Annotated in this window: 11 protein-coding genes; 6 read left to right on the top strand and 5 right to left on the bottom strand. The window is 65.0% G+C overall.

From position 1 onward, the window contains the following. Window positions 1-82 precede the first annotated feature (82 nt). Together dnaK and dnaJ are read left to right on the top strand one after the other, a co-directional pair. Entirely contained in the window at window positions 83-2,014 is a 1,932-nt protein-coding gene (dnaK, locus tag D002_RS0111260) for a molecular chaperone DnaK (protein ID WP_018142030.1), read from the top strand. A 405-nt stretch (window positions 2,015-2,419) separates the two neighbouring features. After that, complete coding sequence (dnaJ, locus tag D002_RS0111255; protein ID WP_018142029.1) at window positions 2,420-3,568, top strand: molecular chaperone DnaJ; 1,149 nt, start codon at window positions 2,420-2,422, stop codon at window positions 3,566-3,568. 365 nt (window positions 3,569-3,933) lie between these two features. On the opposite strand, the gene D002_RS0111250 is transcribed toward dnaJ, so the two are convergent. The 3 genes from D002_RS0111250 to epmB form a co-directional block, all read right to left on the bottom strand. Beyond that, window positions 3,934-6,006 carry an EAL domain-containing protein gene (locus D002_RS0111250; protein ID WP_018142028.1) on the bottom strand — a complete coding sequence of 691 codons (2,073 nt, stop codon included), beginning with the start codon at window positions 6,004-6,006 and terminating at the stop codon, window positions 3,934-3,936. Beyond that, window positions 6,003-7,904 (bottom strand): hypothetical protein, encoded by a 1,902-nt coding sequence (locus D002_RS0111245; protein WP_018142027.1) that lies wholly within the window; start codon window positions 7,902-7,904, stop codon window positions 6,003-6,005. Before D002_RS0111245 ends, D002_RS0111250 begins: the two co-directional genes overlap by 4 nt. Window positions 7,905-8,024: 120 nt before the next feature. Further along, on the bottom strand, window positions 8,025-9,077 hold the full coding sequence (gene epmB, locus D002_RS0111240; protein WP_018142026.1) for an EF-P beta-lysylation protein EpmB: 1,053 nt from the start codon (window positions 9,075-9,077) through the stop codon (window positions 8,025-8,027). A gap of 76 nt (window positions 9,078-9,153) precedes the next feature. Between epmB and efp the strand changes: the two genes are divergently transcribed. The 3 genes from efp (at window position 9,154) to dacB (ending at window position 12,266) form a co-directional block, all read left to right on the top strand. Then, on the top strand, window positions 9,154-9,717 hold the full coding sequence (gene efp / locus D002_RS0111235; RefSeq protein WP_018142025.1) for an elongation factor P: 564 nt from the start codon (window positions 9,154-9,156) through the stop codon (window positions 9,715-9,717). A gap of 19 nt (window positions 9,718-9,736) precedes the next feature. Continuing rightward, window positions 9,737-10,702: an EF-P lysine aminoacylase EpmA gene (gene epmA / locus D002_RS0111230; RefSeq protein WP_018142024.1), complete on the top strand. Its 966-nt coding sequence runs from the start codon at window positions 9,737-9,739 to the stop codon at window positions 10,700-10,702. Window positions 10,703-10,778: 76 nt separating this feature from the next. Continuing rightward, window positions 10,779-12,266 (top strand): D-alanyl-D-alanine carboxypeptidase/D-alanyl-D-alanine-endopeptidase, encoded by a 1,488-nt coding sequence (gene dacB / locus D002_RS0111225; RefSeq protein ID WP_018142023.1) that lies wholly within the window; start codon window positions 10,779-10,781, stop codon window positions 12,264-12,266. Window positions 12,267-12,744: 478 nt separating this feature from the next. On the opposite strand, the gene D002_RS0111220 is transcribed toward dacB, so the two are convergent. Together D002_RS0111220 and D002_RS0111215 are read right to left on the bottom strand one after the other, a co-directional pair. Then, the gene (locus D002_RS0111220; RefSeq protein ID WP_018142022.1) at window positions 12,745-13,374 is read right to left on the bottom strand and encodes a DUF2459 domain-containing protein; all 630 of its coding nucleotides are present in this window, start codon (window positions 13,372-13,374) and stop codon (window positions 12,745-12,747) included. Window positions 13,375-13,381: 7 nt separating this feature from the next. Continuing rightward, entirely contained in the window at window positions 13,382-13,933 is a 552-nt protein-coding gene (locus tag D002_RS0111215) for a hypothetical protein (protein ID WP_018142021.1), read from the bottom strand. Window positions 13,934-14,089: 156 nt separating this feature from the next. Here D002_RS0111215 and D002_RS0111210 point away from each other — a divergent pair, with 156 nt between their 5' ends. After that, window positions 14,090-14,563, top strand: coding sequence for a YhcB family protein (locus D002_RS0111210; RefSeq protein WP_026181677.1), 474 nt, complete (start codon window positions 14,090-14,092; stop codon window positions 14,561-14,563). The last annotated feature ends 202 nt before the right edge of the window (window positions 14,564-14,765 follow it).

Below are 14,765 nucleotides of genomic sequence, written 5' to 3'. Positions count from 1 at the left end.
CCCGAGGCCCCAGATTCCCGTACAAGTTGGCAGACGAACACGTGCTGCCGGAAAAAATTTTTCGCATCAGGAGATTTCAGTCATGGGCAAGATCATTGGTATTGACCTCGGTACCACCAATTCCTGTGTCGCCGTCATGGAAGGCGATCAGGCCAAGGTGATCGAAAACGCCGAAGGCACCCGCACCACTCCGTCCATCGTCGCGTTTAGTGACGACGGCGAGGTGCTGGTCGGCCAGTCCGCTAAGCGTCAGGCGGTCACCAACCCACAGAACACCGTGTTCGCGGCCAAGCGCCTGATCGGGCGCAAGTTCGAGGAAGACGAGGTCCAGAAGGACATCAAGCTCGTCTCTTACAACATCGTGAAGGCCGACAACGGCGACGCGTGGATCGAGGTGCAGGGCAAGAAGATGGCCCCGCCGGAGATCTCCGCGCGCGTGCTGCAGAAGATGAAGAAGACCGCCGAGGACTACCTGGGCGAGACCGTGACCGAGGCGGTGATCACCGTCCCGGCCTACTTCAACGACTCCCAGCGCCAGGCGACCAAGGACGCCGGCAAGATCGCCGGGCTCGAGGTCAAGCGCATCATCAACGAGCCGACCGCGGCCGCACTGGCCTACGGTATGGACAAGCAGCGCGGGGATCGCAAGATCGCCGTGTATGACCTGGGTGGCGGCACCTTCGACGTCTCGATCATCGAGATCGCCGAGGTGGATGGCGAGCACCAGTTCGAGGTGCTGGCGACCAACGGTGACACCTTCCTGGGTGGCGAAGACTTCGACAACCGCCTGATCGACTACCTGGTCGAGGAATTCAAGAAGGATCAGGGCATCGACATCAAGGGCGACCCGCTGGCGATGCAGCGCGTTAAGGAGGCCGCCGAGAAGGCCAAGATCGAGCTGTCCTCCAGCCAGCAGACCGAGGTCAACCTGCCGTACATCACGGCCGACAACACCGGGCCCAAGCACCTGGCGCTGAAGATCACCCGCGCCAAGCTGGAGAGCCTGGTCGAGGACCTGGTCAAGCGCTCCATCGAGCCGTGCAAGGTCGCGCTGAAGGATGCCGGCCTGTCCGCCTCCGAGGTGGACGACGTGATCCTGGTCGGCGGTCAGACCCGTATGCCCAAGGTGCAGGAGGCGGTGCAGGCGTTCTTCGGCAAGGAGCCGCGCAAGGACGTGAACCCGGACGAGGCCGTCGCCGTGGGTGCCGCGGTCCAGGCCGGCGTGTTGGGCGGCGACGTCAAGGACGTGCTGCTGCTGGACGTGACCCCGCTGTCGCTCGGTATCGAAACGATGGGCGGTGTAATGACCAAGCTGATCGAGAAGAACACCACCATCCCGACCCGGGCCAACCAGGTGTTCTCCACCGCCGACGACAACCAGACCGCGGTGACCGTGCACGTGTTGCAGGGCGAGCGCGACATGGCCAGCGCCAACAAGTCGCTGGGCCGCTTTGACCTGCAGGACATCCCGGCCGCGCCGCGCGGTGTGCCGCAGATCGAGGTCACCTTCGACATCGACTCCAACGGCATCCTGAACGTCTCGGCCAAGGACAAGGCCACCGGCAAGGAGAACAAGATCGTGATCAAGGCCTCCTCCGGCCTGTCCGACGAAGAAGTCGAACAGATGGTCAAGGATGCCGAGGCCCATGCCGAGGAAGACAAGAAGTTCCAGCAGCTGGTCGGTGCGCGCAACCAGGCCGATGCCCTGGTGCACTCGGCCGAGAAGTCGCTGAAGGATTTGGCAGACCAGGTTTCCGACGAGGAGCGCACGGCGATCGAGTCGGCCGTGGCCGAGGTCAGGACCGCGATGGAAGGGGACGATCCCGATGCCATCGAACAGGCCACCCAGAAGCTGGCGGAGGCCTCCGGCGAGCTGGCCGAGAAGGCCTATGCCCAGGGTGCGGATGCCGCGGGCGAGGCGGGGGCCGAGCAGGCCGATAGCGGCCAGCAGACCGACGACGTCGTGGACGCCGAGTTCGAGGAAGTCGACGACGACCAGAAAAAGCAGGGCTGATGCCGCAGCCGGTGGGGCGCCGCGTCCCGCCGGTACTGCTCGGACGCCGCGCCCGGGGTACCAGGGAAACACTGATTAATGTACACACTCGCGTTGGCACCCCAGGTTTTCCGAGACAAGGCGCGTCGCGCAGCGGGTAGTGGTTCTACCCGCAAGCGGCGCAACGCAGGATCGGGGAACCTGGGGTGCCAACCCCACAAATCATCCAATGCAGGGGCTCGGCCGCTTTTGCGCGCGCACGGCGTTGCGGTTCCCTTGTGCAGAATGACTGCACGGCAGTCACCGCGCCTTGTTCGCACGCAAAAGCGACTCGAGCGCGAGCGTGTACATTAATCAGTGTTTCCCTCATGACCCCGGGCGTTTGCGTGAAGGCGTTGTGCGTTCGCGCAAACGATTTAGCAGGGAATGACCATGTCTCAACGCGACTACTACGAAGTGCTGGGTGTCTCCAAGGACGCCTCGGCCGCCGATATCAAGAAGGCCTTCCGTCGCCTGGCGATGAAGTACCACCCGGACCGCAACCCGGGGGACGAGGAGGCCGAGGCCAAGTTCAAGGAGGCGCGCTCCGCCTATGACGTCCTCAGCGACGATCAGAAGCGCGCGGCGTACGACCGCTACGGCCACGCTGGGGTGGATGGCAGTGCCGGCGGCTTCGGCGGCGGGGCTGGGGCCTCCAACTTCAGCGATATCTTTGAGGATATCTTTGGGGACATCTTCGGGGGTGGCGGGGGCGGCCGCGGCCAACGGGCCTACCGGGGCTCCGATCTGCAGTACAACCTGGATCTGAACCTGGAAGAGGCCGTATTCGGCACCGAGGTGAAGATCCGCATCCCGACCACGGTGAGCTGCGAGGCCTGCGACGGATCCGGCGCCGAACCGGGGACCTCGCCGGAGACCTGTCCGACCTGTAATGGTGTGGGGCAGGTGCGCATTCAGCAGGGTTTCTTCTCGGTGCAGCAGACCTGCCCGCGTTGTGAGGGCTCGGGCAAGATCGTCTCCAGCCCCTGCAAGTCCTGCCACGGCAAGGGCCGGGTGCAGGAGCAGAACACTCTGGATGTGAAGATCCCGGCCGGAGTGGACAATGGCGACCGGATCCGCCTGGCCGGCCAGGGCGAGGCGGGCATGAACGGGGGCCCGCCCGGCGATCTCTACGTGCAGGTGCGGGTTAAGCCGCACAAGCTGTTCCGACGCGACGGTTCGGACCTGCATTGCGAGGTCCCGGTCTCGTTCGCGACGGCCGCGCTAGGGGGTGATCTTGAGGTCCCGTCGCTGGATGGACGGGTCAAGCTCAAGGTTCCGGCGGAGACCCAGACCGGCAAGCAGTTCCGGGTTGAGGGCAAGGGCGTGAAGTCCGTGCATGGCGGCGGGGTCGGTGACCTGATCTGCCGCGTGGTGGTGGAAACGCCGATCAACCTGACCAAGGAGCAAAAGCAGCTCCTGCGCCAGTTTGATGAATCGACCCAGGCCGGTGGCACCAAGCACAGCCCGCAGGAGCAATCCTGGCTGGACGGCGTGAAAGGCTTCTTCGAAGACCTGAACTTCTGGTCGAAATAGCCCCTTCCCGAAATGCTCTCGCTGTTCCGCACGGGCCCCGGTTTCCGCCGGGGCCTGTTGCGTTGGGGTGCCTTCCAGGGCGGGGGCTCGTGGATACTAGGTCAAGGGCGGTTGGTTGACCACGAAGCGCACGAAGACACGAAGGAAGGGCTGAGGGCGAACTCACTATGGAGGACACGGAGTTCACGCAGAATGGCCGGGCTTGTAGTGGGGTGCTGGAGGTCAGTGCGAAGTCGGATACGAGAACCGTGACCGGCAAACGAGGTTCTTCGTGCCTTCGTGCGCTTCGTGTTGAACAGTCCTTTGCCCTTCTCCGTGTTCTCTGTGCGCTCTGTGGTGGAAAGTGGAGTGCGTGCGCGCGGGGCTCAGGTCGAGGAGAAGTCGAAGGTCGGTGCCGTCATGGGGGCCTGCAGGAAGTAGCCCTGGACGAGGTTCACGTTCAGGCTGTAGAGCACGGCCAGTACGCTGGCGTCCTCGACATAAGGGACGATGACCTGCTTGCCTTTGGCGTGCGCCGCCTCGGTGTATTCGCGGATGACCTGCTGGTTCTCGTCGCTTTCCGCCAGGTTCTTCACATAGGACGGGTCCAGTTTGATGTGGTCCGCCTCCAGGTGCTGCAGCAGCTGGAATGGGTTCAGGCCGTTACCGAAGTCGTCGATGCACAGGTGGCCGTGCATTTCCTGGAGCCCGCGAGCGACGTGCATGGACGGTTTGAGGTGGGTGACGACGGTTGGCTCTTTCAGCTCGACAACCACGTTGTCGGCCGGGACGCGCAGGGTATGCAGATCGTCGTGTAGCCAGCTGACGACCGAGGGGTCGCCCAGTGAGCCGGTGGTCAGCTTCAGGAAGAACTGAGTACCCGGATCCTGCTTGAGCTGTTCCGCCAGGACCTGCAGCGCCGTCTTCAGGATCCAGCGATCGATGGGGGTGGCCATGTCGGTACGTTCGGCGCTGGGCAGGAAGGCGTCCGGTTCGTGGACATGCCCTTCGGCATCACGCAGACGCACGAAGACGGAGTAACGCGGTCGATCGGCCCCGTGAAGGTTTACGATCGGCTGGTACAGCAGTTCCAGGCGGTTGTGATCCAGGGCATCCTGGATGCGCAGCTTCCACTGCTGGTCGGCCTGGGCCTGATTCATCTCGCCTTCCGCTGGGCGGAAGAAGCGGTGGGCTCCGCCGCCGACCTCCACGGCCTTCTGCAGCGCGCGGTCTGCCTGAGCGAGCAGTTCCTCGGCGTTCGCTGCGGCCTCGTCGGCGATCACGACCCCGGCCGACAGGGTGCAATTGGTGGAGGCATTGCTGAGTTCGAAGACGCGCCCGGTGACGGCCTCCATCAGTCCATGAATGCGGGATTCGACCTCGTTGCGGCGGGTGTCGGGAATCAGGATGCCGAAGTGCTCGCCATCCAGGCGGGCCGCGATCGCGGGTTCGGCGAAGTGGTCCTCGATCAGCTTGCCGATATCGGCCAGTAGTAGGTCACTGGCGGACATCCCGACGTTGGCCCGGATATCGGTGAATCGGTCCACCGCCAGGGTCACCAGGGCAAATGGTTTCTCCGACTGGGCGGCCTGGGTCTGAGCGGCCTCGATCATCCCGGTGAAGTGCTGACGGTTGTACAGCCCGGTGACCAGATCGCGTTGCGACAGGTAGTCGATCTTTTCCGCCAGCTCCGGATCTTCCTGGGCCGAGTCCAGCAGGACCTGAGTGCAGGCCTCGCCCTCGACGCTGGCGGTGGACAGGCGCAGGTTGGCCTCGAACGGGGTGCCGTCAAACGACTGCAGCTGGAAGGCCTGGTGCGCCTGCTCGCCCTCCTCGCCATTCTGGAAGCGTCGCAGCAGGGCCTTCAGTTCGTCCCGGCTTTCCGGGGCGATCAGGTCCATCAGGGGGAGGCCGTCAATCTCTTCGGGATCGGCAATCCCGAACCGCTCGCGCCAGGAGGCATTCGCGTAGATGTGCATGCCCTCATGCACGTAGGCGATCGCGTCGCGCGAGTTATCCAGCAAAAGCTGACAGCGGCGCTCCGATTCCTGCAACGAGGTGTCGATACGCGCCATCTGCTGGCGCAGCTGGAATTGCTCGGCGGCGCGAACGGTAAGGATACTGGCGAGCTCGTTCAGTTCGTGGTCCACAACGGCATAGGCACCCGCCTCGTAATCATCCAGCCGCTCCGCCTCAGCGCGTTCAGTCAAAACGATGACGGGCGTGCGGCGGCCGGAGGCCAGCAGGGCCTCGTCGATGTGTTCCCGGGTCAGGCCGAGGCCAGGTTCGATGAGTACGAGTACATCGAAGCGCCGGTTTTCCAGCGCCTCGGCCAGGGCGTCCGTAGTAGAGACCTGTTCCGGGCGAATCGCGTTACCGCGAGTGCGTATGTTGCTGATGACCTCTTCCGCCCGATTGGGGTTGCTGGTGACGAAGAGGGTGCGAATGGTCTCGTTCATGGGGCTTGATCGTCGCGGTTGCGGGTCGTGAATGGCGGTCCGTCGTCATTCTCGAGGGCGGGTCCGTTGTTGACCCCAAAATCCTCGTCGGGCGGCTTGGTGACCTCCAGGGCGGTCATACGGCAGCCCACTTCGGTGAACAGCGTAGTGCCTGTGCGCTCATTGTCCAGCTCGAGGACACGTGCGCGGCCGTTCAGCCAGCAGACGACGTGTTTCTCATGGTCGAACACCTGCGCCGGGAGGAACAACGCGGCCCCTTCGGCATCGGTGCGTTGTGGGGCAAAAAGGCCGGGGTGCGGTACCCCGGCGGCAATGCCATTGCGGTAGTCCTGAATCTGCATCGGCAGGCAACGGTTGGCCAGGTGCTCCACGCCGATGCTGATACGGGCACCACTGTCGTTGTCGGGGGCGTCGTCGTAACGGATCCAGCGCAGCACGCCCACCGTCCAACGGTGCCCGTCTACCGCGCGCAGTCCGACCAGGTCGCCGATTAGCAGGGGTTGCTGGGGCGCGTCCAGGTTCAGGCGAACACCGCCGGCACCGACGTCGTCGACCCGCCAATGTTCCGGGGGGTGGCGCTTGGTGATCGGACCCTGTGGATCGTTCCGCGAAGAGATCTCGAGCCCCCGACTGACGTCTTCCCAGGCCGTGGCGCTGCCGCTTGGGGTGTCGTCCATCAGGGGGCGAAGGTCCTGGGTACGACCGGTTGACTGCGGGCTGTCGGCCAGCGCGAGATCCGAGCCGCGCAAGGCCGCCTGGGACATCGCAAAGACGCTGACCCCGCGGTCGCGTTGTTGCAGAGATTGTGGTCGACCCTCATCCGGATCGCCTTCTGTGGGCGCTTCCCGTTCCTGGCGCTGGGTCTCCATGTCGGCCAGCAGGAAACCGTGGATCCGCTCCAGCCCGAGGACACAAACCCGTTGCTGATCCTGGGTGCGTTCACGGCTGTGACGGCGGGTGGGCAGATGCGACCACAGTCGAAGGAGGTGCTCAGCCAGGGGGCTTGCGTCCTGGTGGGTACCGGGTTCCAGGCGATCCGGATGTTCGCGCAGCTCTTCCAGAACCGGCGCCAGTTCGACGAAACAGGCGGAGTCGGTCGGGGGGCTGCTGCGCAGGACCAGGCCTGGGGCATGGTCGCGATCGAGATCGCAGCGCAGAACCGGGAGTTCCGGATGCTGAGTGGGGTCAGGGGCGGCGCGGCACTGCATCGGGAGCTTGTCGATCCAGTGGGCCAGGATGTCGATCTCACCCATCTTTAGGGCGTTCGTGTCCGTGTTGCTCAATACCATCAGGCGTGCCACCACGCTCTCGATGGTGTCGACCGACAGGGGGCCAAGACGTTTCTGCGTGGCGGCCGCTTCGTTGGCCAGACCCTGGGATCGGGCCAGCCGCAGCAGGTCGAAGAGTTGTTGCCAATGCCCCGAAGGCATTGGCTGGTACAGTCGCCAATAGTGCACGCTCAAGGCGGCGAGCAGGGTGACGGCCGCTTGCAGGTGGGGCGCCACCCGCTCGCGATGGCGAGCGTCGACGGTGTCGATGCGTTCGCGTACGACCAGCAGCTCGGCCTGGACCAGGGCATGGAGCACGGTACTGTGGCTTTCGGCGCGCTCCCGGCTGCGGTCGCCTAGCGGGAGTGGACGCTGGCGCAGCAGGCGCTCCAGCGCCGGCAGCAGGGGCAGTAGATGGTCTTCCAGGATCTCCAGCAGCGAGGCCCGCAGACCGGGGCGCAGGGCGGTGGCGTTGAGTGTGTTCACCGCGTCCCCCAGCTGTCGGATGCCGAGCTCGGGCTCGCTGCCGGGTAGCGCTTCGCACCAGGCCCTCAGCGCCTGCGGGGTCTGGTGAGGAAAGCTGCCAGGACCGGCCGGTTGGGCGGGCAGCTCGGGCAGGGCTTGCAGCATGGGCATATCCAGTGGTTGCTGGGAAGATGCTGGCCTTAAGGTCTTCGCGGGCATGAGAGACGATAAAGCTGGCGCTACTTTAGCAGCAAACCGTGCAAACGGTGTGGTCGCTGATGAGCTTCATTCACGACCGGGAAACGGTGCCAGGAGCGTCTTTCCGGGGGCGCCGGAGATCTCGCGCGCCAACCGAGGAACCAGGTAGCCTGGCAGGCGGGCGTGCAGTGCCTGGTACAGCGCGTGGGCGCGCGCGTCCGGGACCTCGAAGTGCGCGGTGCCGCGGGTGCGATCGAGCTGGTGCAGGTAGTAGGGAAGCACGCCGAGGCGAAAACCGGCCTCCTGGAGTTCGACCAGGGTCTCGACATCGTCGTTGACCCCCGCGAGCAGGACGGCCTGGTTGAGCAGGGTGATCCCGGCCGCCTGCAGTCGCCGCAGGGCCGCATCCGCCGGTGCGGCGAATTCGCGCGGGTGGTTCGCGTGCAGCACCAGGATGTGCTGCAGGCGCCCCTGCCCGAGCCAGGTCAGCAGGGCGTCGTCTACTCGCTCCGGCAGGACCACGGGCAGACGGGTGTGAATGCGCAGACGCTGGAGGTGGGGGATGGCGGCCAGGCGTTCGGCAAGGCGCTTTAGCCGGACGTCACTAAGCGCTAGCGGGTCTCCGCCGCTGAGGATGATTTCGTGGAGTTCCGGATGGCCCGCGATATAGTCCAGCGCGGGCTCCCAGTCGTCCTGGGCAGGATTGTGTTCGGCGTAATCGAACTCGCGGCGGAAGCAGTAGCGGCAGTGGATGGCGCAGGCCCCAGTGGTTAGCAGTAGGGCCCGGCCATGATATTTGTGCACCACGCCCGGCGCCGCCAGGGCATCGTGATCCCCCACCGGGTCGCTGACGAAGCCGGGAAGCTCATGGGTCTCTTCGTTGCGCGGCATGGCCTGCCGCAGCAGCGGGTCATCCGGATCGCCCGGACGCATGCGCGCCAGGTAACTCTCCGGGATGCGGGTGCGGAACAATCGATGCCCCGCCTGCGCGCCCGGCAGCGACGTGGAGGGTAGCCCGAGCCTTTGCAGAAGCGTCTCCGGGTCCTTGATCGCGCGTGCCAGCGCCTGTTGCCAGAGCGGTGTGGTGCGCGGCCCGGTCGTTGTGGATGACTGGGTTCCGCGCGGCGCGCGCGTTATCATGACGGGCTTTGTGGGCATGGATCGTTTCCGGACGGGGCGGCGTGTCCGCGCCACGCATCTTTGAGGACAGCGCGCAATGGCAACCTACAGTACCAACGAATTCAAGGCCGGTCTCAAACTCCTGTTGGATGGCGATCCGCAGTCCATTGTCGAGAACGAATTCGTCAAGCCTGGCAAAGGGCAGGCCTTCAACCGGGTGAAGCTGCGCAATCTGCGCACCGGCCGGGTACTGGAGAAGACCTTCAAGTCCGGTGAGTCGGTTGAGGCCGCCGACGTAATGGATACCGAGATGCAGTATCTCTACAACGATGGCGAGTTCTGGCACTTCATGGTGCCGGACACCTTCGAGCAGTACGCCGTTGGCGAGGCCGCGCTGGGGGATTCCGGCCAGTGGCTGAAGGAGCAGGACACCTGCACGGTGACCCTGTGGAACGGCGAACCGCTCTCGGTGGTGCCGCCGGCCTTTACCGAGATGAAGATTACCCAGTGCGATCCGGGTTTGCGTGGGGATACCGCGCAGGGCGGCACCAAGCCGGCCACGCTGGAGAGCGGGGCAGTGGTCAAGGTCCCGTTGTTCGTGGAAGAAGGCGAGACGATCAAGGTCGATACCCGCAACGGCGAATACGTCTCGCGCGCCTGACGTCGCCGGCCCCAACGGTATGCGCGACTGGCGTCCGGGTGCGGCCGAGGCCCGCACGGCCCGCGCCCGCCTGCTGGCCGGGCTGCGGGCATTCTTCGCGGAGCGCGAGGTGCTTGAGGTGGAGACCCCGATCCTGAGCCGAGGGGCGCCCCTGGACCCGATGCTGGAGAGCTGGGAGGCACAGGCCCCTGGCGGTGAGCGGGGCTATCTGCAGACCTCGCCAGAGTTCCCGATGAAGCGCCTGCTCGCGGGCGGGGCCCCGGATATTTACCAAATCGCTCGGGTCTTCCGCGGCGGCGAAACGGGTCCCCGCCACAACCCCGAGTTCACCCTGCTGGAGTGGTACCGCCGAGACCTGGACCACCATGCACTGGCTCGCGAGGTGGTCGCGCTGATCGTGGACCAGGCGTCCCGGTCACCCGACTGGCGGGCACCCAGCGGCTGCGAAGAGATCGCCTACGCGGACCTGTTTCGTACCACCCTGAATGTGGACCCCGTGCGCGCGGATGCCGCGGAACTGGAACGGGTGGCGGTGGATCACGGGCTCAGCATTCATGGTGGCCTGGACCGGGATGGCTGGCTGGATGCCCTGATCAGTCTGGTCATCGCACCACGATTCCCGCCGGACCGGCTGACGATCTTGTTCGACTACCCCGAGAGCCAGGCCGTGCTCGCACGCCCCTGCGTCGACCGGCCGGACTACGCCGCCCGTTTCGAGCTCTACTGGGGCGACCTGGAATTGGCCAACGGCTATTTCGAACTGACAGATCCCGAGGTGTTTCGCCTTCGCCGGGAGCGGGATATGGCGATCCGGCGCGAGCGCGGCCAGACGCTCCCGCCACCTGATCGGCACCTGGAGGCGGCCCTGGATGCCGGTCTTCCAGACTGTGCCGGCGTGGCCCTGGGTGTGGATCGCCTGCTGATGTGTCTGCTGGGTGTTTCCCGCATTGACGAGGTGCTCGATTTCCCCTGGTCACGGATGTAAACGGGGCTTGTCGGGGAGGGCGCTTGAGACCAGTATAGGAAGCTGTTCATCACGCCTTCTCAGGATGGTTCGCCGCATGTCTCCGTATCGCTCTTTGTGTCGCCAGGGCCGCCCTTGGGGGCGCTGGTTTTTGGGTGGTGGTTATCTGTGGTGGGTTGCGCTGTTTTGGTTGGCAGCGCCGGTTGCACAGGCCCAGTTCGAACATCTGCCCGGTCCGTTGCAACAGGCGATCGAAAGCCAGCGGCTGCCGCCGGAGAATGTCGGGTTGTGGGTCCAGCGGATGTCCGATGGTGCGGTGCTGGCGCGCCTGAACGTCGATCAGTCTTACAACCCCGCCTCCACCATGAAGCTGGCGACTTCGCTGGCCGCCCTGCACGAACTGGGCCCGGATTACACCTGGACCACCGAGGTATGGGCGACGCGTCCGGTGCGCGACGGTGTGCTGGGGGGCGATCTGGTGATTCGAGGGACCGGCGATCCCGGCATGGTCAGCGAGGAACACTGGCGCATGCTGGGACAGCTGCGCCAGACCGGGCTCCGGCGCATCGAGGGCAATGTCATCCTCGACGCCTCGCATTTCGAGCTAGCCCCCGAGGATCCGGCGGCGTTCAATGACCAGCCGCTGCGCGCCTACAATCAGTTGCCCTACGCCCTGCATGTGAATGCCAACGCCCAGCGCTTTCGGGTTCGCCCCGAACGTCGCGGGGACGGCATCGACGTGACCGTCGATCCGCCCCTGCCCGGGCTGGAGATCGTGAACCGCTTGCAACCAACCCGTGGCAGCTGTGGGGCCTGGCAAAGGGGGATCCGCTTCAACGCCAACCCAGAGGCGCAGCGGGTCACCCTCGCTGGCGAGTATCCGGTCAACTGTGGCGACTACGAAATGCTGCGCTCGGTGCTGTCGCCGGAGGCCAATCACGCCGAGATGTTCCGCCTGCACTGGGAACAATGGGGCGGTGAGTTGACCGGCGAGATTCGCCCTGGTGTCCTGCCCGTCTTGTATGACGAGCCGATCCTGCGCCATACCTCGCGGCCGCTGGCGGATCTGATTCGGGTCTCCAACAAGTGGAGTTCCAACGTGATGACCCGCCACCTGCTCCTGACCCTGGGGGCTCGCCATTTCACCCCGCCCGCGACCCTCGAGAAGGGGCGTGAAGCGTTGCTGGAATCGCTGCGAGGCATGGGGGTTGATGTGGGGGGTATGGTGGTCGACAACGGTTCCGGCCTGAGTCGGAACACCCGGATGACGGCACGCCAGTTGGGCGGCATCCTGGAGGCGGGCTGGAAGCACCCCCACCGTCCAGAGTTTCAGTCCTCATTGGCGCTGGCGGGGCTGGACGGGACGCTTCGCAACCGTTTCCGTAATGGCAGCCAGCGCGACTTACGCGGGCAGATGCACCTGAAGACCGGGCATCTGAACGAGGTCTCGACGGTCGCCGGCTATGTGCGCACTCAAGGCGGAGATGACCTGGCCGTGGTCGTGCTGGTCAACGATCCACGTGCCCATCTCGGCATGGGCCGAAACCTCCAGGATGCGGTCCTCGAATGGGCCCACCGCCTCTGACCCACCCGCGGGCCTCCATGGCAAGGACCTTTAAGGAGACGCTGGTTTAATCGCACGTCCGCGTTGGTGCCCCCTGTTTTCCGAGACAAGGCGCGTCGTGCAGCGGGTGGTGGTTCTACCCGCCCGTTTCTGATGGATTCGGGGCGCAACGCAGGATCGGGGAACAGGGGGCGCCAACCCCACAAACCATTGGAAGCAGGGGCTTGGCCGCCCGTTGTCGATCAAAAACGGGCGCGCGCACAGCGTTGCGGTTCCCTTGTGCAGAATGACTGCACGGCAGTCACCGCGCCTTGTTTGCACGCAAAAGCGACTCGAGCGCGGACGCGCGATTAAACCAGCGCCTCCTTAAAGCAAAAAGCATCGACAGGAAGGCAAGAAGATTGGGAGAGGGGTAGTGATTTAGTAGCGGAACCCATCGCTGCCGCCCTCGTTGCATTCCTTCCGGTCTTCGAGCCTGCCTGTAAATGAATTTCAGGTTTTAGGGAGGCTCTACGTGCCAGTTGGAGAGGATTGGGGGGCGCGAGACGTCGATCTCCAGCGCCTGTAGCCAGCGGGCGACCATGCGGTTGGAATTGTTGAGTAGTGTGTAGGACTCCGGGTGTTCGACGAAGGCCATGTCCCACTCGGTGGACTGCGCCCGGTCGTCGTTGCCGGTCTCCCAAATGGCCTCCAGTTCCTCCCGCAGCCGTGTGACCCGTTCCCGAGTGACGATTAGCGGATAGAGCTCTTCCAGTGGCACCCGAAGTTGATGCTCCACCGCGCCCGCCAGTTCGGGCCCGGTGAGCGTCTGGCGTCCCAGTCCGCCACGTGTCGGCAGGAAGAGCCCGGCCAGGCCGACCAGGGGGCCTGTGCGCCGTTCAACGTAAAAGGCCCAGTCACCATAGGAATAGCGGCGCCAGATGTCGGCATTCTCGGTTGGCAGGACCAGGCTGGAATGACGGCCATGGTCCAGAAGCGCGACGGTCACGGGGTCGTCCGGTTCCGGTGGCGCCTGCACCGTGACGGCGGCGCAGCCCTGGATCAGCGACAGAGTCAGTGTAACCAGTGCCAGGCGGAGGGCCAGCGCTCCGCGAGGGGCGGGGAGGCGCTGATGAGCGGGTGGCCGCATGGGCGGATCAGTGCTGCTCGAGCTTGCCAAGCTCTGCAAGGATAGAGAGGACCAGTGATTCGCCCTGGGCGCCCATACCCCGGCACAGCGTCTCGGGGTCGCGCTCGCCGTCCACCAGGCGCTTGGTAATGCCACCGAGGAGAGCCATGTCACCGCCAGCGCGGCTCATCTGCTCGGCCATCTGCGACAGCCAGTGCAGGGACTGGACATCGCCGCGGGCCGCACCGTGAATCATCTGTGCGAGGCCGGGCGCCGCCTGCGCGGGGTCGCCGCTTTGCTCGGGGTCGGGCAAGGTAGACGGGTCCTGCAGTCCGGACAGGATTGCTGTCAGGATCACAGTGTCTTCATCGTCCAGGCCGTGCAGCAGGGCCGGGTCGCGTTCGCCTTCAAGCACGCGGCGGATGCGCAGGATCAGGTCGCCCCATCCGGCCTCGTGCGCCTGGTTCAGTACCGGCTCCAGTTCACGGCGCGTCTCGGGGTTCTGCGTGGCCTGTACAACCAGGTTGATCAGGCCGGCCTGCGCCTGACGGATTTGTTGCGCGTGTTGCGGGTCAATCATGTTGGGACGGGCTCGCTCATGCTGGGACGAATGGTTCGAATGCAGGACATTGCTGCGACGTCCGGCTTCGTTCTTGAGGCGAGGTTAGCATGCCCGGAAGTGCGTTCGACCAGGGGCTGCGGCACAATGGCCCTTACATTTTCAGAGGATGTCGTGGTGGAAGAGCAGACAGCAGTCGGACTGTGGGTGGCCCTCGGGATTCTGGCAATCGTGGTGGCCGGCCTGGTGGGGTTCTGGGTCGGTCGCGTGACCAGTGACGAGCGCAAGCTGATCCGCGAACTGGAAGAAGAGCTGGATAGGCGCATGCAGGAGCTGACCCGCTACCGCAGCCAGGTCAACGACCATTTCGATCGCACCGCCACGCTTTTCGCCACCATGGCGGGGTCCTACCGGGACCTCTACCACCACCTCGCACAGAGTGCGGAGGAGCTGGCGGACAAGCCGACCCGGGACCGCCTGGAGGACCGCGCGGGTCAGTTGTTATCCCACATGACGCGTAGCGACTATGGCACCGGCCCCGGCGAGGCCGCCGGTGGCGCCAACGAGTCGGACGCCCAGGACGACGAGCCGGCGGGCAAGGGTTCTGGAGACGCGCCCCGCAAGCCGGACGATCGCCCGCGCGCCGACTGACCGCCGCTACTGAAAAAATCTGTCATCACCACGAAGCCCACGAAGGCACGAAGAAAACCCGCTCTGAAGGGCCTCTACAGGAAGGGGAGAAGACCGGAAGACCGCAGGGGCACGCAACCCATGTGGCGTACGTTGCCTTGCAAGCCATCTTCCAGTCTTCGCATCTTCCTGTGAGCGCTTTTCGGGTTTTCTTCGTGCCTTC

The organism is Thioalkalivibrio sp. ALJ7 (genome assembly GCF_000376865.1).
Classification (GTDB): Bacteria; Pseudomonadota; Gammaproteobacteria; order Ectothiorhodospirales; family Ectothiorhodospiraceae; genus Thioalkalivibrio.
The sequence above is the reverse complement of the archived record's forward strand: the minus strand, read 5'-3'. Positions and strand labels throughout refer to the sequence as shown.

Excerpts from the sequence above, each read along its gene's own strand:
- dnaK (WP_018142030.1), top strand. The coding sequence starts at position 83 with ATGGGCAAGATCATTGGTATTGACCTCGGTACCACCAATTCCTGTGTC.
- dnaJ (WP_018142029.1), top strand. The coding sequence starts at position 2,420 with ATGACCATGTCTCAACGCGACTACTACGAAGTGCTGGGTGTCTCCAAG.
- D002_RS0111250 (WP_018142028.1), bottom strand. The coding sequence starts at position 6,006 with ATGAACGAGACCATTCGCACCCTCTTCGTCACCAGCAACCCCAATCGG.
- D002_RS0111245 (WP_018142027.1), bottom strand. The coding sequence starts at position 7,904 with ATGCTGCAAGCCCTGCCCGAGCTGCCCGCCCAACCGGCCGGTCCTGGC.
- epmB (WP_018142026.1), bottom strand. The coding sequence starts at position 9,077 with ATGATAACGCGCGCGCCGCGCGGAACCCAGTCATCCACAACGACCGGG.
- efp (WP_018142025.1), top strand. The coding sequence starts at position 9,154 with ATGGCAACCTACAGTACCAACGAATTCAAGGCCGGTCTCAAACTCCTG.
- epmA (WP_018142024.1), top strand. The coding sequence starts at position 9,737 with ATGCGCGACTGGCGTCCGGGTGCGGCCGAGGCCCGCACGGCCCGCGCC.
- dacB (WP_018142023.1), top strand. The coding sequence starts at position 10,779 with ATGTCTCCGTATCGCTCTTTGTGTCGCCAGGGCCGCCCTTGGGGGCGC.
- D002_RS0111220 (WP_018142022.1), bottom strand. The coding sequence starts at position 13,374 with ATGCGGCCACCCGCTCATCAGCGCCTCCCCGCCCCTCGCGGAGCGCTG.
- D002_RS0111215 (WP_018142021.1), bottom strand. The coding sequence starts at position 13,933 with ATGATTGACCCGCAACACGCGCAACAAATCCGTCAGGCGCAGGCCGGC.